We start from the raw sequence: 21,440 nt of genomic DNA, 5'->3' as shown, positions 1-21,440 counted from the left end.
AGACCAGAATGGGTAAGTCAGGCCCGGGGGAGCTCAACGGCCGACATTTGCAGCGCGTCTTCAGGCACCACGCGGGCCTGCGCATCGATAAATGCCAGCTGCACCGGCAGCCCGCTGTGTTTATCCACCAGTTGAACGTGGGGGGTGTCATGCAGAATATGCCGGTGGCCCCATGCCATCAGCGCAACCAGGATGGGCCCCAGGCTGCGTCCCTTGTCCGTCAAGACATATTCATGTCGCTCACGCTCGCCCGGCTCCCGGTAAGCGCGTTTGGCCAACAGTTCTTGTTCTACCATGGCATTCAGACGGTTGCTCAACGCCTGGCGCGAAGCGCCGATATTCTCGCGCAGCTCTTCAAAACGGCGAACGCCGTAGAATGATTCGCGCAGGATCAGCAACGTCCAGCGATCGCCAAGCAGGTCCGCGGCCTGCGCCAGCCCGCACAGGGCAAGAGAAACGGTAGGGAGATCGGGAGATTTTGACATGGGCATTTTCCTTCGCTAATCTAAGTCTTGTTTTTAGACTTAATTATATTCAAGGAGAGTATAATGCCATTTGTTAATGTGCAAACGGTGAAAGGCATGCTGGATGAACGGCAAAAAAGCGAATTGCTGTCCCGCATTACCGATCTGTTGGTGGAGATAGAAGGGCGAGGCGATCCGGCGTTCAGGCAGTCGGTTTGGGTCAGAATCGATGAACATGCGCCCGAACAATGGAGCCTGGGCGGTGTGCAGCCGACGGCGGCGATGATTGCCGCGAAGTTCCCGCCGCGTTAATTCAACTATGCCGCCTGCGAAAAGGATAGGATGCCGCAGGCGCTCAAAATGTCACCGAAACTTCCCGCGATCTCTGCACCCCGTTGTGGCATAATGCGCGCCAAATCACATTCCCTATGTATAAAGAGCGAGCGCTGTGTTAAGCACTAACAACATCACCATGCAGTTCGGCAGTAAGCCGTTGTTTGAAAACATCTCTGTCAAATTCGGCGGCGGCAACCGTTACGGCCTGATCGGCGCCAACGGCTGCGGCAAGTCCACCTTTATGAAAATCCTCGGCGGCGATCTGGCGCCGAGCGGCGGCAACGTGTTCCTCGATCCGAACGAGCGCCTGGGTAAACTGCGTCAGGATCAGTTCGCCTTCGAGCAGTACAGCGTGCTGGATACCGTGATCATGGGCCACACCGAACTGTGGGCGGTGAAGGAAGAGCGCGACCGCATCTACGCATTGGCGGAGATGAGCGAAGAAGACGGCTATAAAGTGGCCGATCTGGAAGTGGCCTACGGCGAAATGGACGGCTACAGCGCCGAAGCGCGCGCCGGCGAACTGTTGCTCGGCGTGGGTATTCCGGTTGAGCAGCACTACGGCCCGATGAGCGAAATCGCGCCGGGCTGGAAACTGCGCGTGCTGCTGGCGCAGGCGCTGTTCTCCGATCCGGAAATCCTGCTGCTCGACGAACCGACCAACAACCTGGACATCGACACCATTCGCTGGCTGGAAAACGTGCTCAACGAGCGCAACAGCACCATGATCATCATTTCGCACGACCGTCACTTCCTGAACATGGTCTGCACCCACATGGCGGATCTGGACTACGGCGAACTGCGCGTTTATCCGGGCAACTACGACGAATACATGACCGCCGCCACCCAGGCGCGTGAGCGTCTGCTGGCGGACAACGCCAAGAAGAAGGCGCAGATCAATGAGCTGCAATCGTTCGTCAGCCGCTTCAGCGCCAACGCCTCCAAATCCAAGCAGGCCACCTCGCGCGCTCGTCAGATCGACAAGATCCAACTGGAAGAGGTGAAAGCCTCCAGCCGCCAGAACCCGTTCATCCGCTTCGAGCAGGACAAGAAGCTGTTCCGTAACGCGCTGGAAGTGGAAGCGCTCACCAAGGGCTTCGATGAAGGCCCGCTGTTCAGCAAGCTGAACCTGATGGTGGAAGTGGGCGAGAAGGTCGCGGTGCTGGGCGCCAACGGCATCGGTAAAACCACCCTGCTGAAAACGCTGGTGGGCGACGCGCAGCCGGACAGCGGCACCGTCAAGTGGTCAGAAAACGCCCGTATCGGTTACTACGCGCAGGATCACGAATACGAGTTCGACGACACCCTGAGCGTGTTCGACTGGATGAGCCAGTGGAAGCAGGAAAAAGACGACGAGCAGGCGGTGCGCAGCGTGCTGGGCCGTCTGCTGTTCAGCCAGGACGACATCAAGAAGAAAGTGAAGGTGCTGTCCGGTGGTGAGAAGGGGCGCATGCTGTTCGGCAAGCTGATGATGCAGCGCCCGAATATTCTGGTGATGGACGAACCGACCAACCACCTGGATATGGAATCCATCGAATCGCTGAACATGGCGCTGGAGATGTACGAAGGCACGCTGATCTTCGTCTCCCACGACCGTGAGTTCGTCAGCTCGCTGGCGACGCGCATTCTGGAAATCACCCCGAACAAGGTGATCGACTTTACCGGCAACTACGAAGACTATCTGCGCAGCCAGGGTATCGTGTAACCCTCGCGGCAACGCATCAGGGCGGGAATTATCCCGCCCTTTTTTTATCCGTCATTCCCCGCCGCACACCTCGCAGTGCGGATCCTTCGGCAGCTTCATCTCGCGGAACTGCATGCTCATTGCATCGAACATCAACAGCTTGCCGCGCAGCGGCTGACCGTAGTCGGCCAGCAGCTTGATGGCTTCCATCGCCTGCAGAGTGCCGATGGTGCCGACCAGCGGCGCCATCACGCCCGCTTCGACGCAGGTGAGGGCGCTGTCGCCGAACAGCCGGCTCAGGCAGCGGTAGCAGGGCTCGCCCGGCTGATAGGTGAACACGCTGAGCTGGCCTTCCATGCGGATCGCCGCGCCGGAAACCAGCGGTTTGCGCTGCGCGTGGCACAGGCGGTTCAGCGCGTCGCGCGCCGCCACGTTGTCGGTGCAGTCCAGCACCAGATCGCAGGCGGCGATCTCTGCCGCGACCGCGTCATCTTCCAGACGGCCGTCGATGGCATCGATGCGGATATGCGGATTGATGGCGCTCAGCTCCTGCCTGGCGGAGCTGACTTTGCTCTGGCCGATGCGATCGTCGCGGTGCAGGATCTGGCGCTGCAGATTGGAGAGCGAGACGGTGTCGAAATCCACCAGCACCAGATGGCCGACGCCGGCCGCCGCCAGATAAGGCGCGGCGGCGCAGCCCAGCCCGCCCAGCCCGGCGATCAGCACGCGGGCGGCCTTCAGCTTCTCCTGGCCGTCGAAGTCAAAGCCGCGCAGCACGATCTGACGGTTGTAGCGCAGCGCTTCGGCGTCGGTCAATTCCGGCAGCATGCTCAGCTCCTCAGCAGGGCGTTGAACGGCTCGATCTCCACCGTTTCGCCTACCGCCACCGAACCGCGTTCGCGCTCCAGCACGATGAAACAGTTGCCCTGGCTGTAGGAGCTGAAGACGTGCGAGCCCTGGTGGCCGGTGGTGCTGACCTCCAGTTCGCCCGCGGCGTTGCTGCTGAACACGCCGCGCTGAAAATCGAGGCGCCCCGGCGATTTCTTCAGCGGCGTCAGCGCGCGGGCGCGCAGGCGCGGCGGCAGGCGCCAGTCGCTGTGGCCGGCCAGCTTCGCCAGCAGCGGTTGCACCAGCTGGTAGAAGGTCAGGGCGGCGGAAACCGGGTTGCCCGGCAGGCCGCAGAACCAGGCGTGGCCCAGTTTGCCGAAGGCGAACGGTTTGCCGGGTTTGATCGCCAGCTTCCAGAAGCTGACCTGGCCCAGTTCGTCGAGCATCTGTTTGGTGTAGTCGGCCTCGCCGACCGAGACGCCGCCGCTGCTGATCACTACGTCGGCCTGGCTGTCCGCTTGTTCGAAGGCGGCGCGCAGCGCATCGCGATCGTCGCGGATAATGCCGAGATCGAGCACTTCACAGCCCATCTGCTCCAGCATCAGGCGCACCGCGAAGCGGTTGGTGTCGTAGATCTGGCCTGCCTGCAGCGGCTGGCCGACCGGCTGCAGTTCGTCGCCGGTGGAGAACACCGCAACCTTCAGCTTACGCATCACCTGCACTTCGGCGACGCCGAGCGAAGCCAGCAGCGGCAGCTGCGCGGCGCCCAGCTTCACGCCGGCCGGCAACACGCTCGCGCCCCGGCGAATGTCTTCGCCCGCCAGACGGATATTCTGGCCGGCTTCTACCGGGGCGGTAAAACGCACGCCCTGGTCGCTCACTTCTGCCTGCTCTTGCATGACAACCGCTTCCGCCCCGGCCGGGATCGGCGCGCCAGTCATGATGCGCACGCAGCTGTTGGCCGGCCATTGGCCGTCGAACGGCGCGCCGGCGAAGGCTTTCCCGGCGATCGGCAATGGCGCATTGGCCGCCAGATCGGCGAGGCGTACCGCATAACCGTCCATCGCCGAGTTGGCGAATGGCGGCACGTCGAGCGGTGAGACCACCGGCGCGGCGGTGATGCGGCCGGCGGCGGCGGTCAGCGCGACGGATTCGGTCTGTTGCAGCGGTGCGATCTGCCCGAGCATTTTTTCCAGCGCTTGCTCCAGGGAGATGAGATCGGAAGTATGGCAATGATCCATAAGGGGAACTCCGTAATCAGGGTGCGCAATGATAGCGACAAAGTGCGGCTATTATGGCAGAGAACGCCGGGGGGGAGAACGGGTTATGCCCGCCATCTTTCGCACTGCGCCGGAAGCGCGAACGGGTATAAACTGCCTAAAACACAGGAGGATCATGATGCATAAACAGGTTATCGAGTTCTGGTTCGACGAGATCGAACCGGTGATGTGGTTCAAAAAGGACGATGATTTCGATCGTCTGCTGCATAGCCGCTTCGGCGAAATCTGGCGGGCGGCGGCGGCGGGGGAACTGGCGCACTGGCGCGACACCATCGAAGGGCGCCTGGCGGAGGTGATCGTGCTCGATCAGTTCAGCCGCAACCTGTTTCGCGGCACGCCGCAGTCGTTCGCCTGCGACGGCATGTCGCTGGTCCTGGCGCAGGAGGCGATCCGCAGCGGCGAGTGCGAACGGCTGAGCCGTGAGCAGCGCGGCTTCCTTTATCTGCCGTTCATGCATTCGGAATCGCCGCTGATCCACCAGCAGGCGCTGGTGTTATATACCGAGCTTAATAACGGCGACCAGCTGGAGTTCGAGCTACGGCATAAGGCGATCATCGATCGTTTCGGCCGCTACCCGCATCGCAACGCAATATTGGGGCGCGTCAGCACGCCGGAAGAAGAGGCCTTTTTACGGCAGCCCGGCTCGGGTTTTTAATCGTCGGATCATCTGCGCCCGGCTGGGGAAAAAACAGCAGGCCGGGCGCCACAATAAGCGTGACTCAGCGCGAACGTTTATTTCATTACGCCATGCCGCTATTTCCTCTCGCGAAATTACCAATAATCCCAGCCGCACTGTCAGCGGTTTGCCGCTTTTTATAACCTGCTGTTTTTATTCCAATAAGCTATTTCAAGGTGCGAAATGGTCTAAGCGCGCTACGCTAAAAGCGGGACGTGGACGTTATGCTGTACTTCCACTGTAGGACTAAATAGAGTCGAAAAAGACTGAATAATAATGATACCGCGCTCAGCTTATTCGCTGCGCAACGGCGGGATTAACACAGGGTGTCAGGCAAATGAGCAAACCAGTGATTGCCATTCATGGCGGCGCGGGCGCAATTACCCGGGCGGCGCTGAGTGCGGAAAAAGAACGGCAGTATATCCAGGCGCTGTCCGAGATCGTGGCCGCCGGGCAGGCGGTACTGGCGCAGGGCGGCAGCGCGCTGGACGCGGTGACCGAAGTGGTGCGGCTGCTGGAGGAATGCCCGCTGTTCAACGCCGGCAAAGGCTCGGTGTTTACCCATCAGGGCACCCACGAACTGGACGCCTGCGTGATGGACGGCCGCACCTGCGACGCCGGCGCTGTCGCCGGCGTCAGCCATATCCGCAACCCGGTGCTGGCGGCGCGCGCGGTGCTGGAAAACAGTGAGCACGTGCTGTTTGCCGCCGAAGGCGCCGAGAAGTTTGCCGCCGCCCACGGCCTGGAAATGGTTACTCCCGACTTCTTCTTTACCCAGGAACGCTTTGATCAGTTGCACCGCGCCCAGGCGGAGCAGGGGCGGGTCTTGCTCGATCACGACGGCGCGGCGCAGGCCGGCGAACCGCTCGATCCCGATCGCAAATTCGGCACCGTCGGCGCGGTGGCACTGGATGCGCTGGGCAACCTCGCCGCCGCCACTTCCACCGGCGGCATGACCAACAAGCAGGCCGGGCGGGTAGGCGACACGCCGATCATCGGCGCCGGTTGCTATGCCAACAACGCCACGGTGGCGGTCTCCAGCACCGGCACCGGCGAAATCTTCATGCGCGGCGTGGCGGCCTATGACGTCTCCGCCCTGATCGAATACGGCGGCCTCAGCCTGCAAGAGGCCAGCGATCGGGTGGTGATGGAGAAGCTGCCGGCGCTGGGCGGCAGCGGCGGCATGATCGCCGTCGATCGCCACGGCAATATCGCGCTACCGTTCAACAGCGAGGGGATGTACCGCGGTTTTGGCTATGTCGGCGATGCGCCGTCCGTCGGGATTTATCGCTAAGCGTTCACCGGGAGGGTGTATGACCGACGTTTCATTCCGGCCCGCCGGCGACGGGTTGTCATTGCCGCCGCAGCGTGTGCTGTCGGTGCGCGCTCTGAGCATCAGTTTTCCTCAATCGGAAGGCGCCGTGGAAGCGGTGCGCAACCTGTCGTTCGAGCTCGATCGCGGCGAGACGCTGGCGATCGTCGGTGAGTCCGGCTCCGGCAAATCGGTGACTTCACTGGGGCTGATGCGGCTGGTGGAGCAGGGCGGCGGGCGCATCGTCGGCGGCGCCATGACGCTGCGCCGGCGCGACGGCACGCTGCTCGATCTGGCGCGCGCCTCGCAGAGCACGCTGAGAACGGTGCGCGGTGCCGACATGGCGATGATCTTCCAGGAACCGATGACCTCGCTCAACCCGGTGTTTCCGGTCGGCGAGCAGATCGCCGAATCGCTGCGTTTGCATCAGGGCATGGATCACCGCAGCGCGCGCCAGGAGGCGCTGCGCATGCTCGATCTGGTGCGTATTCCGGAGGCTAAAGAGGTGCTGGGGCGCTACCCGCACCAGCTTTCCGGCGGCATGCGCCAGCGGGTGATGATCGCCATGGCGCTCTCCTGCAAGCCGGCGCTGTTGATCGCCGATGAGCCCACCACCGCCCTCGACGTCACCATTCAGGCGCAGATCCTGCAGCTGATCCGCGTGCTGCAACAGGAGATGCAGATGGGGGTGATCTTCATCACTCACGACATGGGCGTGGTGGCGGAGATCGCTGACCGGGTGCTGGTGATGCGCCGCGGTGAGCAGGTGGAACAAAATCGGGTGCGAGAGCTGTTTGCCACGCCGCAGCAGGCCTATACCCGGGCGCTGTTGGCGGCGGTGCCGAAGCTGGGGGCGATGGCCGATCGGCCGCTGCCGGCAAAGTTTCCACTGCCGGGTGACGAGGGCGATGAAGCGCCGCAGGATACCGTGCCGCCAGGCGCCGCGCCGATCCTGCGGGTGGAGCATCTGGTCACGCGTTTTGATCTGCGCGGCGGGCTGTTCAATCGGGTCACTCGCCGGGTGCACGCGGTGGAAAATGTCAGTTTCGATCTTTACCCCGGCGAGACGCTGGGGCTGGTGGGCGAGTCCGGCTGCGGCAAGTCCACCACCGGGCGCTCTTTGCTGAAGCTGGTGGACAGCCAAAGCGGCACCATTACCTTCGCCGGGCGGCGAATCGATCGGTTGAAGGGATCGGCGCTGCAGCACCTGCGGCGCGATATTCAGTTCATTTTTCAAGATCCTTATGCCTCACTCGATCCGCGCCTGACGGTCGGTTTCTCCATCATGGAGCCGCTGCTGGTGCACAACGTGATGCGCGGCCGCGAGGCGGAACGGCGGGTGGCCTGGCTGCTGGAACGCGTCGGCCTGTTGCCGGAACATGCGCGCCGCTACCCGCACGAATTTTCCGGCGGCCAGCGCCAGCGCATCTGTATCGCGCGCGCGCTGGCGCTGAACCCGAAAGTGGTGATCGCCGACGAGGCGGTCTCGGCGCTGGACGTGTCGATTCAGGCGCAGATCGTCAATCTGTTGCTCGATCTGCAGCGCGAATTCGGCATCGCTTTTTTGTTCATTTCGCACGACATGGCGGTGGTGGAGCGCATCAGCCACCGGGTGGCGGTGATGTATCTCGGGCAGATCGTCGAGATCGGCCCGCGGCAGGCGGTGTTCGACAATCCGCAGCATCCCTACACCCGCAAGCTGATGGCGGCGGTGCCGGTGGCCGATCCCGCTCACGCCCACAAACGGCAGCCGCTGCCGGCCGATGAGATCCCCAGCCCGGTGCGCGCGCTGGGCGATGAACCCGTTACCGCACCGCTGGTGCAGGTTGGCGCCGGGCACTTTGTCGCCCGCCACCCGATCGCCGGTGCTTTTTAAAGACCTCAGGAGAGACAAGCGACATGAAGCACACATTCAAACGCAATGCGCTGTTGGCCGCCGTACTGCTGGCGACGGGAACCGGCCCGGTCTGGGCGGCGAAGGACGCGGTGATCGCCGTGGCCTCCAACTTCACCACCCTCGATCCTTACGATGCCAACGACACGCTGTCGCAGGCGGTGGCCAAGTCTTTCTATCAGGGGCTGTTCGGCTTTGATAAGGACATGAAGCTGGTGAACGTACTGGCGGACAGCTATGAGGTCAGCAAAGACGGCCTGACCTACACCGTCAAACTGCGCCAGGGCATTAAATTCCACGACGGCACCGCGTTCAACGCCGAGGCGGTGAAGGTCAACCTCGATCGCGCCAGCAACCCGGACAGCCACCTCAAGCGCTACAACCTGTTCAAGATGATCGACAAAACCGAAGCGGTGGACGCGAATACGGTGAAGATCGTGCTGAAGGCGCCGTTCTCGGCGTTCGTCAACAATCTGGCGCACCCGGCGGCGGCGATCATCTCGCCGGCGGCGCTGAAGCAATACGGCAAGGAGATCGGTTTCCACCCGGTCGGCACCGGGCCGTATCAGTTCGTAACCTGGAACCAGACCGATTTCGTCAAGGTGAAGAAGTTCGACGGCTACTGGCAGCCGGGGCTGCCGAAGCTCGACAGCATCACCTGGCGCCCGGTGGTGGATAACAACACCCGCGCGGCGATGCTGCAGACCGGCGAGGCGACCTTCGCCTTCCCGATCCCTTACGAGCAGGCCAAGGTGCTGGAGGGCAACGCCAAGCTGGACGTGGTGGCCGCGCCGTCGATCCTGCAGCGTTACATCAGCATGAACGTCACCCAAAAGCCGTTCGACAACCCGAAGGTGCGCCAGGCGCTGAACTACGCCATCAACAAGGACGCGCTGATCAAGGTGGCGTTCGCCGGTTACGCAGTGCCGGCGGAAGGGCCGGTGCCGCCGGCGATCGATTTCGCCGCCCGCTATAAGCCGTGGCCGTACGATCCGGCCAAGGCGCGCGAGCTGCTGAAAGAGGCCGGCTACCCGAACGGCTTCACCACCACGCTGTGGTCGTCCCACAACCACAGTACCGCGCAGAAGGTGCTGCAGTTTACCCAGCAGCAGCTGGCGCAGGTCGGGGTGAAAGTGACGGTGACGGCGATGGACGCCGGGCAGCGCGCGGCGCAGGTGGAAAGTGTCGGGGTGAAAGACACCGGCGTGCGGCTGTTCTATACCGGCTGGTCGGCCTCGACCGGGGAAGCGGACTGGGCGCTGTCGCCGCTGTTCTCCACTCAGGCGGCGCCACCGAAGCAGTTCAACACCGCGTTCTACAGCAACCCGCAGGTGGACAAGGATCTGACCGACGCGCTGGCGACCACCGATCGCGCCGAGAAACAGAAACTGTACCAGGACGCGCAGGATCGCATCTGGGCCGACGCGCCCTGGATCTTCCTGGCGACCGAACGTCTGTTGTCGGCCAACAGCAAACAGCTGAGCGGTTTCTACGTGATGCCGGATACCTCGTTCAACTTTGATAACGCCGATCTGAAATAAGGCGCCCATCCCCGCCCGTGGCCACGCGGCTGCGGGCGGGGGAAGGAATGAGATGCTCAATTATTTTCTGAAACGACTGCTGGGCCTGATCCCGACGCTGCTGATCGTGGCGGTGCTGGTGTTCCTGTTCGTCCACCTGCTGCCGGGCGATCCGGCGCGGCTGGCGGCGGGGCCGGAGGCCGACGAGGCGGTGGTGCAGCTGGTGCGCAAGGATTTGGGGCTGGATAAGCCGCTGCCGCAGCAGTTCGCGCACTTTTTCGTCAACGCGCTGCGGGGCGACTTCGGCATCTCGATGGTGTCCAAGCGCCCGGTGAGCGAAGAGATCGCCTCGCGCTTTCTGCCGACCTTCTGGCTGACCGTCACCAGCATGCTGTGGGCGGTGGCGTTCGGTCTGGCGATCGGCGTGGTGTCGGCGGTGTGGCGCAATCGCTGGCCGGATCGCCTCGGCATGACGCTGGCGGTGTCGGGGATCTCGTTCCCGGCCTTTGCGCTCGGCATGCTGCTGATGCAGGTGTTCTCGGTCGAGCTGGGGTGGCTGCCGACGGTGGGCGCCGACAGCTGGCGGCACTACATTCTGCCTTCGGTAACCCTGGGGGCGGCGGTGGCGGCGGTGATGGCGCGCTTCACCCGCGCTTCGTTCGTCGAGGTGCTGCAGGAGGACTACATGCGCACCGCCCGCGCCAAGGGCGTGCGGGAAAGCGTGGTGGTGATGAAACACGGCCTGCGCAACGCGATGATCCCGGTGGTGACCATGATGGGGCTGCAGTTCGGCTTCCTGCTCGGCGGTTCGATCGTGGTGGAGAAGGTGTTCAACTGGCCGGGGCTGGGGCGCTTGCTGGTGGACTCGGTGGAGATGCGCGATTACCCGGTGATCCAGGCCGAGGTGCTGCTGTTCTCGCTGGAGTTCATCCTGATCAACCTGCTGGTGGATATGCTGTACGCGGCGATCAACCCGGCGATTCGTTACCAATGAGGATGCGGCATGATTAAGCATTGGCGGCGTAACGCTGCACTGAAGGCGATGCCGCTTATCGACCCTGACGCGGTACGCACGCCGTGGGGCGAGTTTTGGCGGCGTTTTCGCCGCCAGCGGGCGGCGCTGGTCGCCGGTCTGTTGGTGCTGCTGCTGATCGCGGCGGCGCTGCTGGCGCCTTATCTGGCACCGTTCGATGCGGAAAACTATTTCGATTACGACCGGCTGAACGAAGGGCCTTCGCTGATGCACTGGCTGGGTGTCGATTCCCTCGGGCGCGATATCTTCAGCCGCATCCTCATGGGCACGCGCATTTCGCTGGCGGCCGGGGTGTTCTCAGTGCTGGCGGGCGGGGCGATCGGCACCTTGCTGGGGCTGCTGGCCGGCTACTATGAGGGCTGGTGGGATCGCCTTACCATGCGCGTCTGCGACGTGCTGTTCGCGTTTCCCGGCATTCTGCTGGCGATCGGCGTGGTGGCGATCATGGGCAGCGGCATGGCCAACGTGATCGTCGCGGTGGCGATCTTCAGCATTCCGGCCTTTGCTCGCCTGGTGCGCGGCAACACGCTGGTGCTGAAGCACCTGACCTATATCGAGTCGGCGCGCAGCATCGGCGCCTCGGACTGGACCATCATCCTGCGGCACATTCTGCCGGGTACGTTGTCGTCGATCGTAGTCTATTTCACCCTGCGCATCGGCACCTCGATCATCACCGCCGCCAGCCTGTCGTTTCTGGGCCTGGGCGCCCAGCCGCCGACGCCGGAGTGGGGGGCGATGCTCAACGAGGCGCGCGCCGATATGGTGATCGCGCCGCACGTGGCGATTTTCCCCAGTCTGGCGATATTCATCACCGTGCTGGCGTTCAACCTGTTGGGCGACGGATTGCGCGACGCGCTCGATCCGAAGCTGAAGGGGTGAGGGTATCGCTGAATTGGCATACCCCTGTTTCACGAGTACAATTGATGAAAATTTGAGCCGTGTATATTACAGGGATGAGGAATGGATATGGCAAATAACAATGTGACGAAAAAGACAGTCAACGTAACCATCGATCGCGATCTTTTCCAGCGCGCAAAATCCTTGGGCGTCAATGAGTCATCCGTATTGACAGACGCATTGAGCGTTCGTGTCAGGGACATTGAGATTCAACAGTGGCGCGAGCAAAATCGCGCGGCGTTAGAAGAACTTAATCGTATCACTGAAGAAAATGGTTTGTTGTCTGATGAATATCGGACATTTTGAATATGCAGTTTACCGTATATGACAATACGTATCCGGCATCAGCCTATCCCTACTTACTGGACGTTCAAAGCGATCTTATTGATGTCCTCTCGACCCGGTTAATGATCCCTCTTTATGCTTTATGCTTTATGCTTTGGATAACGTCAGGGTTAAAATTTCTGCACGTTTATGCCCGGAGATTGAGGTAAACGGCGAAAAGTTTCTCGTTATGACGCATGAGATGGCTGCCGTACGTATTTCACAGCTCGGGAAGGCCGTTGGTAATGCCAATGAGCACAGGAATCAAATTAAAGCTGCCATCGATTTTTTGATTGATGGCTTTTGAAGAAATCCGGGCGGTTTAACCGCCCGGATTTTTTTATCAGCGGAACAGGTGCTCGGCGTGGAAGCGCAGGTGATCTTCCACGAAGGTGGCGATGGTGAAGTAGCTGTGATCGTACCCCGGCTGAATGCGCAGCGTCAGCGGCCAGTCGCGCTGGCGCGCCAGTTCGGCCAGCCGCGCCGGCTGCAGCTGATCGGCAAGGAACTGGTCGTCGTCGCCCTGGTCGATAAGCACCGGCATTTTCTCCGCGCCGCTGGCCAGCAGATGGCAGCTGTCGTACTGCAGCCACTGGCTCTCGTCGCTGCCCAGATAGGCGGTGAAGGCCTTGCGGCCCCACGGCACCTGGCACGGGTTGACGATCGGCGCGAAGGCCGATACCGAACGGAAGCGCTGCGGATTGCGAAACGCCATCATCAGCGCGCCGTGGCCGCCCATCGAGTGGCCGAAGATCGACTGACGATCGCTGACGCTGAAGTGCTGTTCGATCAGCGCCGGCAGTTCGGCGCTGATGTAGTCGTACATGCGGAAGTGACGATCCCACGGCGCCTGGGTGGCGTTCAGGTAGAACCCGGCGCCCTGGCCCAGATCGTAGCCTTCATCGTTCGGCACCTCGTCGCCGCGCGGGCTGGTGTCCGGCATCACCAGCACCAGGCCCAGCTCGGCGGCGATGCGCTGCGCGCCGGCTTTCAACGTGAAGTTCTCGTCGTTGCAGGTCAGCCCCGACAGCCAGTACAGCACCGGCGGCGGGTTATCATCGCGCGGCGGCGGCAGGTAGATGCTGAATGTCATGTTGCAATTCAGGCTCTGCGCCGCGTGGCGATAACGCTGTTGCCAGCCGCCGAACATGCGGTGCTCTTCGAGAAGTTCCAATGACAACGTCATCTCTGCCTCCTGGCTTATTGGTCGAAGTGGATAACGGTGCGGATCGATTTGCCTTCGTGCATCAAATCGAACGCTTCGTTGATCTGCTCCAGCCCCATGGTGTGGGTGATAAAGTCGTTCAGCGCAAACTCGCCGTTCAGATAACGCTCGACGATGCCCGGCAGCTGTGAACGGCCCTTGACGCCGCCGAACGCCGAACCGCGCCAGACGCGGCCGGTGACCAGCTGGAACGGACGGGTGGAGATCTCTTCACCGGCGCCCGCGACGCCGATGATCACCGACTCGCCCCAGCCCTTGTGGCAGCATTCCAGCGCGGAGCGCATCACGTTGACGTTGCCGATGCACTCGAAGGAGAAATCGACGCCGCCGTCGGTCAGCTCGACGATCACCTCCTGAATCGGTTTGTCATAGTCTTTCGGGTTGATCAGATCGGTGGCCCCCAGCTTGCGCGCCAGATCGAACTTGCTGGTGTTGATGTCGATGCCGATGATGCGGCCCGCGCCGGCCATCTGCGCGCCGATGATCGCCGACAGGCCGATGCCGCCCAGGCCGAAGATCGCCACGGTATCGCCCGGCTGCACCTTGGCGGTGTTGATCACCGCGCCCATGCCGGTGGTGACGCCGCAGCCCAGCAGGCACACCTCTTCCAGCGGCGCTTCCTTGTTGATTTTCGCCAGTGAAATCTCCGGCACCACGGTGTATTCGGAGAAGGTGGACGTGCCCATGTAGTGGAAGATCGGCTTGCCGTCCTTGAAGAAGCGGGTGGTGCCGTCCGGCATCAGCCCTTTACCCTGAGTGGCGCGGATCGCCTGGCACAGGTTGGTCTTGCCGGATTTACAGAATTTGCACTCGCCGCACTCCGGGGTGTAGAGCGGGATCACGTGGTCGCCGACCGCCACGCTGGTGACGCCTTCACCGACCGCTTCCACCACGCCGCCGCCCTCATGGCCGAGGATCGCCGGGAACACACCTTCCGGATCTTTGCCGGACAGGGTGTAGGCGTCGGTGTGACAAACGCCGGTGGCGACGATCCGCACCAGCACTTCGCCTTTTTGTGGTGGCATCAGATCGACTTCTTCGATCTTCAGCGGCTGGTTCGGGCCCCAGGCAACGGCGGCGCGGGTTTTGATCATCTCCATCATAGTCTCCTCAGTGGTTTTCTTTTAAATCAGGCGATATCGCTAACGTCTGATAAATCGTTGGGGGTGCTTTCATCAACAGCGGCGGTTTCCGTCTGTTCAATAATCAATTCTTTCAGCGCGCGCACGTTCGGCCCGAACGCGTCGCGGCGCCACAGCAGCCAGGTGGCGGTGTCGGCCACGTCCGGCGGCAGGGTGTGAACCCGGACCCGCTCATGGCCCGGCAGCAGGCTGAGCACCGAATGTGGGATCATCGCCAGCCCGGCGCCGCTGGCGACGCAGGCCAGCATGGCGTGATAGGACTGGATCTCCATGATCTGCCCCGGCCGCGCGCCTTCGCGCTTGAACCAGGCCTCCAGCCGCAGGCGGTAGGAGCAGCTGGCGCGAAAGGCGAACAGCGTCTCGCCGTTGGCGTCTTTGGCGCTGTGGATCGGCGCGTGATCGAGACAGGAGATCACCACCATATGTTCAGGATAGGCGATGCAGCCGTTCAGCTCGTCATAGGGCACCGGGCCGTCGACCAGCGCCGCCGCCAGCGTGCCGGCGCGCACCCGATCGGCGATTTCGCCGGAGGTGCCGGTAGTCAGCGACAGAGACACCTGCGAGAAACGCTGGTGGTAAGCCGCCAGCAGCGAGGGCAGGCGGGTGGCGGCAGTGCTCTCCATCGAGCCGAGAGCGAAGTTGCCCGCCGGTTCGCCGGCATGGGTGATGCTCATCGCCTCGTCGCTCAGCGCCAGGATGCGATTGGCGTAGCACAGAAAGTTATGGCCCATCGGCGACAGGCGCAGGCGCTGTTTTTCGCGGATAAACAGATCGGCGCCCAGCTCCTGCTCGAGCTGGCGCAGCCGGGTGGTCAGATTCGACGGCACGCGGTGCAGCTGCTCGGCGGCGCGGGCGACCGAGCCGGTTTCCGCTACGCAGCAGAACATGCGAAGCTGGGTCAGATCCATAATGTTCTCGTTTCGTGATGAACTTGATTAGTATTATTCAGTTTTTGTGAGTTTAATACTGCGGCATGATACTGGCAACTTTCTTTTAACCTTTTGGATGCCGATATGGCTATACGTATTGCCTTGAGCGGGTTTGCCGCGCTGATCGTGGCGATGGGCATCGGCCGCTTCGCTTTCACCCCTCAGGTGCCGCTGATGATCGCGGAACATCAGTTCAGCCTGACCGGTGCCGGGCTGGTGGCGGCGATCAACTATTTGGGCTACCTGTGCGGCGCCTACGACGCGATGCGCGCTACGCGCCACGTCGAGCGGCGCCTGTGGCTGGGCGTATGGGGCGCGATGGCGCTGACGCTGCTGTCGGCGTTGGCGCAGGATGAATGGACCCACGGCGCGCTGCGCTTCGTCATCGGCTGGGCCAGCGGCTGGGCGATGGTGCTGGTGGCGGCCTGGACCAACGAGCGGTTGGCGCACTACGGCCGGCCGGCGCTGAGCGCGGCGGTGTTCGCCGGGCCGGGCGCCGGTATCTTCCTCAGCGGCATGCTGGCGGTGGGCATCAACACGCTGGGGCTGACGGCAGCGCAGGCCTGGCTGGTGTATGGCGGGCTGGCGCTGGTGCTGGTCGGGGGGATTAGCGCCTTTCTGCCGCGCAGCGGCGAGCTGCATCGCCCGGACGTGGCTCCGGAGCCGCTGCTGCTGACGCCGGCGCTCAAACGCCTGGTGTGGAGCTACAGCCTGGCCGGCTTCGGCTATATCCTGCCGGCGACCTTTTTGTCGCAGATGGCGGCGGCGCGTTTTCCCGACAGCCTGTTCGCACAGTTCGTCTGGCCGGTGTTCGGCGGTGCGGCGGTGCTGGGGATTGTCATCGGCATTCTGACCCGCCATCGGCTGACCACCCAGACCCGGCTGGCGATCACGCTGTGGATACAGGCGCTCGGCGTACTGAGCGCCGAAGTGGTGCCGGGCGTGGCCGGCCTGGCGCTCGGGGCGTTGCTGACCGGCGGCGGTTTCCTCTGCGTGGTGCAGCTTGCTCTTCAGCACGGGCGTGAGCTGGCGCCGCGTCATGCGCGTTACATGGCCGGATTGCTGACCACCGGTTATGCGATCGGCCAACTGGTCGGGCCGATGCTGTCGGCGCTGTCGACCGCCTTGACCCATCGGCTGGAGCCGGCGCTGTATGTGGCGGTGGCGGCGCTGTTGGCGGCCGGAGGGCTGGTGGTGAATACCCCGGCGCGGCGGTTGGCGCAAAAAACGGCGACTCGGTGATTAAAATCCATACAAAACGCATGGAAACCCGCAGCCGGCCTGATTGTGCTAAATGCGAATATTTCACCTGCGGATGAAGCACTATCGCTGGATAATCGCCGCGCTCTCATCTACAGTGGGGGCAAAATCTTGACCGGGTTCACGTTATCCACCACGAAAACTCTGCCGTCACGAGAGCAAGCAATTCGCCGGCCGCACGCCCTATCGGGCCGCCGGCGGGTTCCGTCCGCAGGAGAACAAATACATGACATCATTAAGTAAAGAAGCCGCGCTGGTGCATGCGGCACTGGAAGAGCGTGGTCTGGAGACACCGCTGCGCGGGGAAGTGCTGGATCGCGAAACGCGCAAGCGTCGCATCAAAGAGCACATGACCGAAATCATGCAACTGCTGAATCTCGATCTGTCCGATGACAGCCTGGCGGAAACGCCGCATCGCATCGCCAAAATGTATGTCGACGAGATCTTCTCCGGGCTGGACTACGCCAACTTCCCGAAAATCACCGTCATCGAGAACAAGATGAAGGTGGATGAGATGGTGACGGTGCGCGATATCACGCTGACCAGCACCTGTGAACACCACTTCGTGACCATCGACGGCAAGGCTACCGTGGCCTATATCCCGAAAGACTCGGTGATCGGCCTGTCGAAGATCAACCGCATCGTGCAGTTCTTCTCCCAGCGTCCGCAGGTGCAAGAGCGCCTGACCCAGCAGATCCTGGTGGCACTGCAGACCCTGCTCGGCACCAATAACGTGGCGGTATCGATCGATGCGGTCCATTATTGTGTCAAGGCGCGCGGTATCCGCGACGCGACCAGCGCCACCACCACTACCTCGCTGGGGGGGCTGTTCAAGTCCAGCCAGAATACCCGCCAGGAGTTCCTGCGTGCGGTGCGTCACCACCAGGGGTGATGGCGTTGCGGGGCGACCCGCAAGACGACAACAGGCGCCTGCGGGCGCCTTTTTCATGAGCGGAAGACAGCGATAAAAAATGAACAGTCATCCTCTGCCGCGCATTGCCACGCTGGACTGCGTGCGCGGCATCGCCATCCTCGGCATTTTATTGCTGAACATCAGCGCCTTCGGCTTGCCGAAGGCCGCCTACCTCAATCCGGCCTATCTGGGGATGCCGTCATCGCGCGACGCCTGGACCTGGGCGCTGCTCGATCTCTTCGCCCAGGCCAAGTTCCTGGCGATGTTCGCGCTGCTGTTCGGTGCCGGGCTGCAAATGCTGCTGCGGCGCGGCAAAAGCTGGATCCGCGCGCGGCTGTCGTGGCTGGTGTTGTTCGGCCTCGCGCACGCCATCTTCCTGTGGGACGGTGACATTCTGCTGGCCTACGGGCTGATCGGCCTGGTGTGCTGGCGCATGATCCGCGAGGCCAAAGAAACCTTCCAACTGCTGAAAACCGGCGTCGTGCTGTACCTGATCGGCGTGGCGGTGCTGCTGCTGCTCGGTTTTGTCTCGCACGGTGAGCCGGGCAGCTTCTGGCAGCCGGGCGTGGCGGAGTTGCAGTACGAGAAGTTCTGGAAGCTGCAGGGCGGTTTCGAAGCCTGGCGCAGCCGCGCCGATCTGCTCTCGTCCAGCCTGCTGGCCATCGGCGCGCAGTATGGCTGGGAGCTGGCGGGGCTGATGCTGTTCGGCGCCGGGCTGATGCGCAGCGGTTGGCTGCGCGGCAGCTATTCCTCCGGCTATTACCTGCGGCAGGCGGCGTGGCTGCTGCCGCTTTCGGTGCTGATCCAGCTGCCGGCGGTGGCGCTGCAATGGCAGGTGCATTGGGATTATCGCTGGAGCGGTTTCCTGCTTCAGGTGCCGCGTGAGCTGGGCGCGCCGCTGCAGGCGATGGGCTATCTGGCGCTGTGTTACGGTTTCTGGCCCGCGCTGTCGCGCCTGCGCATCGCCCGCTGGCTGAGCCAGGTGGGGCGTATGGCGTTAAGCAACTACCTGCTGCAAACGCTGATCTGCACCACGCTGTTTTATCGCTTTGGCCTCTATGAGCAGTTTGACCGGCTGCAGCTGTTGGCGTTTGTGCCGCTGGTCTGGTTGGTCAACCTGGTCTTTTCCGCACTGTGGCTGCGTTACTTCGAACAGGGGCCGATGGAATGGCTGTGGCGCAAATTGACGCAGATGGCCGCCGGCGAAGCGGAATCCAAAGCGCTGAAGTGAGCGCCCGTCGGCAGGTTAAAAAAATGTATGTAAACGTTTTCTTTCCTGTGACGTAATTCACGCAGAGCAGCGGGCCAATCGGGGTAGGATAGCGCCACCGGCCACTACCCCGATTTCAGGATCCCGCATGCCTCCAGTTCATCCGATCACCATTCGCGACGTGGCGAAACGCGCCGGGGTCTCCGTGGCGACCGTCTCCCGCGTGCTGAACCACAGCGCGCTGACCAGCAAAGAGACGCGCGAGCAGGTGCTGCAGGCGGTGGCGGATCTGGGCTATCGCCCCAATGCCAACGCGCAGGCGTTGGCGACCCAAAGCAGCGATACCCTGGGCGTGGTGGTGATGGACGTCTCCGATCCGTTCTTCGGCGCGCTGGTGAAAGCGGTAGACACGGTGGCGCAGAAACACCACAAGTATCTGCTGATCGGCAACAGCTATCATCAGGCGGACAAAGAGCGCCACGCGATCGAAGTGCTGATCCGCCAGCGCTGTAACGCCCTGATTGTTCACGCCAAAGCCCTGAGCGACGCCGAGCTGATCGGTTTTCTGGAGCAGGTGCCGGGCATGGTGCTGATCAACCGGATTATCCCCGGCTATGAGCCGCGCTGCGTCGGGCTGGATAACGTCTGCGGCGCAGAAATGGCGATGCGTCTTTTGCTGTCGCAGGGCCACCGGCGCATCGGCTATCTGGGCTCCAATCACCCGATCGAAGACGGGCCGCTGCGCCAGCAGGGCTATGCGCAGGCGATGGCCGCCGCCGGGCTGGCCACGCCAGACAACTGGCGTGCCTACGGTTCGCCGGATCTGCAGGGCGGCGAGGCGGCGATGGTCGAGCTGCTGGGGCGCAACTTACAGCTGAGCGCGGTGTTCGCCTACAATGACGCCATGGCCGCCGGCGCTATGGCGGTGCTGAAAGAAAACGGTATCACGGTGCCGCAGCATTTCTCGCTGATCGGCTTCGACGACATCCCCATCGCGCGTTACACCAGCCCCAAACTCACCACGGTGCGCTACCCGATCGTCTCGATGGCCACGCTGGCGACCGAGCTGGCATTGCAGGGCGCAGCAGGCCTGGCGGAGCCGCAGGCCGCTCATCTGTTCATGCCGACGCTGGTGCGGCGCCATTCTGTCGCTCCCTGGCAAAGTGAGGCGACGGTCACTCTCTGACGATTTAATCTTGTGTAACCGTTTTCAATCTGTGAGAAAATTCACAGAATATTAACATCGCGCCGTCTATGCTCTAGGCGTTTTCCGGCGCAAAGGCCCTTGCCGCTGCAACCTTTATCTCGCGCTGACACAGCATTTCTCGGAAATAACAAGATCCACGGACGACAGGTGTTGAGTGGAAATCGCCAGGCCTGGGGTGTACGCACTGCCGGTGACCATTGGCTCAAAGACGAGTAATACCCTACACAGAACCGGAGACTGACAATGAATAAGAAGGTTTTCACCCTGGCCGCCATGGCCGCTGCCATGATGTTTGGCGCCGCAGCCCATGCTGATACCCGTATTGGCGTCACAATTTACAAATACGACGACAACTTCATGTCGGTGGTGCGTAAGGCGATCGAGAAAGACGCCAAGGCTTCACCGGACGTTACCCTGTTGATGAATGACTCGCAGAACGACCAGTCCAAGCAGAACGATCAGATCGACGTGCTGCTGGCCAAGGGCGTGAAAGCGCTGGCGATCAACCTGGTCGACCCGGCCGCTGCGCCGGTGGTTATTGATAAGGCGCGCGCAAACGATATCCCGGTGGTGTTCTACAACAAAGAACCTTCCCGCAAGGCGCTGGACAGCTATGACAAGGCATATTACGTCGGCACCGACTCCAAAGAATCCGGCGTGATCCAGGGCGAACTGATCGCCAAACACTGGCAAGCCAACCCGGCCTGGGATCTGAATAAAGACGGCCAGATCCAGTTCGTGCTGCTGAAGGGCGAGCCGGGCCACCCGGATGCCGAAGCGCGCACCACTTACGTGGTGAAAACGCTGAACGAAAAAGGCATCAAGACCCAGCAGCTGCAGATGGATACCGCGATGTGGGATACCGCGCAGGCGAAAGACAAGATGGATGCCTGGCTCTCCGGCCCGAACGCCAACAAGATCGAAGTGGTGATCGCCAACAACGACGCCATGGCGATGGGCGCGGTGGAAGCGCTGAAAGCGCACAACAAGACCAGTATTCCGGTGTTCGGCGTCGATGCGCTGCCTGAAGCGCTGGCGCTGGTGAAATCCGGCGCGATGGCGGGCACGGTGCTGAACGATGCCGACAACCAGGCGAAGGCCACCTTCGAGCTGGCGAAAAACCTGGCGGCGGGCAAGCCGGCCACCGAAGGCACCCAATATAAAATCGAAAATAAAGTCGTGCGTATTCCTTACGTCGGCGTAGATAAAGACAACCTGTCTCAGTTTGTTAAATAAGAATTGAGATCCCGCTAAGACCCCGCCTGCGGCGCCAACACCAGGGATACCGCCGGCGGGGATGTTTACG

General features: G+C 62.2%; 20 protein-coding genes and 1 pseudogene. 15 read left to right on the top strand and 6 right to left on the bottom strand.

What is annotated here, in order from left to right; genetic code table 11:
* Positions 1–17 precede the first annotated feature (17 nt).
* On the bottom strand, positions 18–485 hold the full coding sequence (locus tag ACJ8IJ_RS08665) for a winged helix-turn-helix transcriptional regulator (RefSeq protein WP_156865363.1): 468 nt from the start codon (positions 483–485) through the stop codon (positions 18–20).
* Positions 486–548: 63 nt separating this feature from the next.
* Between ACJ8IJ_RS08665 and ACJ8IJ_RS08660 the strand changes: the two genes are divergently transcribed.
* Both ACJ8IJ_RS08660 and ACJ8IJ_RS08655 read left to right on the top strand, forming a co-directional pair.
* Positions 549–776: a tautomerase family protein gene (locus ACJ8IJ_RS08660; RefSeq protein WP_004939015.1), complete on the top strand. Its 228-nt coding sequence runs from the start codon at positions 549–551 to the stop codon at positions 774–776.
* 136 nt (positions 777–912) lie between these two features.
* A complete protein-coding gene (locus ACJ8IJ_RS08655) occupies positions 913–2,505 on the top strand; it encodes an ABC-F family ATPase (RefSeq protein ID WP_004939011.1) in 1,593 nt (530 codons plus the stop codon).
* 51 nt (positions 2,506–2,556) lie between these two features.
* Here ACJ8IJ_RS08655 and moeB read toward each other — a convergent pair whose 3' ends face one another.
* Both moeB and moeA read right to left on the bottom strand, forming a co-directional pair.
* Positions 2,557–3,312, bottom strand: a complete 756-nt coding sequence (gene moeB, locus ACJ8IJ_RS08650) for a molybdopterin-synthase adenylyltransferase MoeB (protein WP_004939002.1) — start codon at positions 3,310–3,312, stop codon at positions 2,557–2,559.
* Between the two features lie 2 nt (positions 3,313–3,314).
* A complete protein-coding gene (gene moeA / locus ACJ8IJ_RS08645; protein ID WP_197752887.1) occupies positions 3,315–4,553 on the bottom strand; it encodes a molybdopterin molybdotransferase MoeA in 1,239 nt (412 codons plus the stop codon).
* Positions 4,554–4,710: 157 nt separating this feature from the next.
* Between moeA and ACJ8IJ_RS08640 the strand changes: the two genes are divergently transcribed.
* The 8 genes and pseudogenes from ACJ8IJ_RS08640 to ACJ8IJ_RS08605 all read left to right on the top strand — a co-directional run bounded on the left by ACJ8IJ_RS08640 (position 4,711) and on the right by ACJ8IJ_RS08605 (position 12,555).
* Positions 4,711–5,247 carry a DUF924 family protein gene (locus ACJ8IJ_RS08640; protein WP_442518645.1) on the top strand — a complete coding sequence of 179 codons (537 nt, stop codon included), beginning with the start codon at positions 4,711–4,713 and terminating at the stop codon, positions 5,245–5,247.
* A gap of 358 nt (positions 5,248–5,605) precedes the next feature.
* Positions 5,606–6,562: an isoaspartyl peptidase/L-asparaginase gene (locus ACJ8IJ_RS08635; RefSeq protein ID WP_197752886.1), complete on the top strand. Its 957-nt coding sequence runs from the start codon at positions 5,606–5,608 to the stop codon at positions 6,560–6,562.
* Positions 6,563–6,581: 19 nt separating this feature from the next.
* Positions 6,582–8,456 (top strand): dipeptide ABC transporter ATP-binding protein, encoded by a 1,875-nt coding sequence (locus ACJ8IJ_RS08630; RefSeq protein WP_442518529.1) that lies wholly within the window; start codon positions 6,582–6,584, stop codon positions 8,454–8,456.
* Positions 8,457–8,479: 23 nt separating this feature from the next.
* Complete coding sequence (gsiB, locus tag ACJ8IJ_RS08625; protein ID WP_265261207.1) at positions 8,480–10,015, top strand: glutathione ABC transporter substrate-binding protein GsiB; 1,536 nt, start codon at positions 8,480–8,482, stop codon at positions 10,013–10,015.
* 52 nt (positions 10,016–10,067) lie between these two features.
* On the top strand, positions 10,068–10,988 hold the full coding sequence (gsiC, locus tag ACJ8IJ_RS08620; protein ID WP_004938995.1) for a glutathione ABC transporter permease GsiC: 921 nt from the start codon (positions 10,068–10,070) through the stop codon (positions 10,986–10,988).
* A 9-nt stretch (positions 10,989–10,997) separates the two neighbouring features.
* The gene (gene gsiD, locus ACJ8IJ_RS08615) at positions 10,998–11,906 is read left to right on the top strand and encodes a glutathione ABC transporter permease GsiD (RefSeq protein WP_004938994.1); all 909 of its coding nucleotides are present in this window, start codon (positions 10,998–11,000) and stop codon (positions 11,904–11,906) included.
* Positions 11,907–11,987: 81 nt separating this feature from the next.
* On the top strand, positions 11,988–12,230 hold the full coding sequence (locus ACJ8IJ_RS08610) for a type II toxin-antitoxin system CcdA family antitoxin (RefSeq protein ID WP_080116084.1): 243 nt from the start codon (positions 11,988–11,990) through the stop codon (positions 12,228–12,230).
* Positions 12,231–12,232: 2 nt separating this feature from the next.
* A pseudogene (locus ACJ8IJ_RS08605) lies at positions 12,233–12,555 on the top strand (CcdB family protein).
* Between the two features lie 36 nt (positions 12,556–12,591).
* On the opposite strand, the gene fghA reads toward ACJ8IJ_RS08605, so the two are convergent.
* From fghA to ptrR, 3 genes are read right to left on the bottom strand one after another with little or no spacing between them, the layout of a single operon-like run.
* The gene (gene fghA / locus ACJ8IJ_RS08600) at positions 12,592–13,434 is read right to left on the bottom strand and encodes an S-formylglutathione hydrolase (protein WP_015377214.1); all 843 of its coding nucleotides are present in this window, start codon (positions 13,432–13,434) and stop codon (positions 12,592–12,594) included.
* Positions 13,435–13,448: 14 nt separating this feature from the next.
* Positions 13,449–14,573: an S-(hydroxymethyl)glutathione dehydrogenase/class III alcohol dehydrogenase gene (locus tag ACJ8IJ_RS08595; RefSeq protein WP_004938977.1), complete on the bottom strand. Its 1,125-nt coding sequence runs from the start codon at positions 14,571–14,573 to the stop codon at positions 13,449–13,451.
* Positions 14,574–14,602: 29 nt separating this feature from the next.
* Positions 14,603–15,523, bottom strand: a complete 921-nt coding sequence (gene ptrR / locus ACJ8IJ_RS08590; RefSeq protein WP_004938975.1) for a putrescine utilization regulator PtrR — start codon at positions 15,521–15,523, stop codon at positions 14,603–14,605.
* 105 nt (positions 15,524–15,628) lie between these two features.
* Between ptrR and ACJ8IJ_RS08585 the strand changes: the two genes are divergently transcribed.
* From ACJ8IJ_RS08585 to mglB, 5 genes are all read left to right on the top strand, one after another.
* The gene (locus tag ACJ8IJ_RS08585; protein WP_442518528.1) at positions 15,629–16,786 is read left to right on the top strand and encodes a YbfB/YjiJ family MFS transporter; all 1,158 of its coding nucleotides are present in this window, start codon (positions 15,629–15,631) and stop codon (positions 16,784–16,786) included.
* A gap of 244 nt (positions 16,787–17,030) precedes the next feature.
* Positions 17,031–17,696, top strand: a complete 666-nt coding sequence (folE, locus tag ACJ8IJ_RS08580) for a GTP cyclohydrolase I FolE (RefSeq protein WP_004938969.1) — start codon at positions 17,031–17,033, stop codon at positions 17,694–17,696.
* A 79-nt stretch (positions 17,697–17,775) separates the two neighbouring features.
* Complete coding sequence (gene yeiB, locus ACJ8IJ_RS08575) at positions 17,776–18,948, top strand: DUF418 domain-containing protein YeiB (RefSeq protein ID WP_004938966.1); 1,173 nt, start codon at positions 17,776–17,778, stop codon at positions 18,946–18,948.
* A 127-nt stretch (positions 18,949–19,075) separates the two neighbouring features.
* The gene (gene galS, locus ACJ8IJ_RS08570) at positions 19,076–20,113 is read left to right on the top strand and encodes an HTH-type transcriptional regulator GalS (RefSeq protein ID WP_004938964.1); all 1,038 of its coding nucleotides are present in this window, start codon (positions 19,076–19,078) and stop codon (positions 20,111–20,113) included.
* Between the two features lie 264 nt (positions 20,114–20,377).
* Positions 20,378–21,370 carry a galactose/glucose ABC transporter substrate-binding protein MglB gene (mglB, locus tag ACJ8IJ_RS08565; RefSeq protein ID WP_004938962.1) on the top strand — a complete coding sequence of 331 codons (993 nt, stop codon included), beginning with the start codon at positions 20,378–20,380 and terminating at the stop codon, positions 21,368–21,370.
* The last annotated feature ends 70 nt before the right edge of the window (positions 21,371–21,440 follow it).

The organism is Serratia sp. CY40230, from assembly GCF_052168835.1.
Taxonomy (GTDB): Bacteria; Pseudomonadota; Gammaproteobacteria; order Enterobacterales; family Enterobacteriaceae; genus Serratia; species Serratia nematodiphila.
Note: the sequence above shows the minus strand (reverse complement) of the source record. Positions and strands in the feature narration are given on the sequence as shown.